1 pseudogene is annotated in these 449 nt (G+C 83.7%); it reads left to right on the top strand.

Features of this window, described 5'->3' with window-relative positions:
• Window positions 1-449: pseudogene (locus E2C06_RS38405) on the top strand (translation initiation factor IF-2); the annotation flags it as partial.

Raw genomic sequence — 449 nt, 5'->3', positions numbered from 1 at the left:
CGCCGGTTCCGGCCGGTGGCGGGCCGCGCCCCGCCAGCCCGGCCCGCGCCAGCGGGCCGCAGGCCCGCGGGCCTGCGCCCGCAGGCAACCGGCCGCTGACCGCCGCCGAGCAGGCGGTGCGCCAGCGCGTGCTGGAGGAGCAGCGCCGGGTCGAGGCGCAGCGCCAGCGCGAGGAGCGGGAGCGCCAGGCGCTCATGGTCCGCTCCGCCGCCGAGGAAGCCCGCCGCCGCGAGGAGGAGGAGCGCCGCGAGGCCGAGGAGGCCGAGCGTCGCGCCGCCGAGGATGCGGTCCGCGCCCGGGTCGAGGCCGCGGATGCCGCGCGCCGCGCTGCCGAGGAAGCGCTGCACGGTGCCGCGGATGACGAGCCCGCCGCACCGGTGCCCCCCGCGGCGCCGGCCGCGCCGGCCCAGGCTGCGCCGGTCCAGGCCAGCGCCGCCCCGGCCCAGGCG

The sequence above is a fragment of the Dankookia rubra genome, from assembly GCF_004355005.1.
GTDB classification, from domain to species: domain Bacteria; phylum Pseudomonadota; class Alphaproteobacteria; order Acetobacterales; family Acetobacteraceae; genus Paracraurococcus; species Paracraurococcus ruber_A.
Note: the sequence above shows the minus strand (reverse complement) of the source record. Positions and strands in the feature narration are given on the sequence as shown.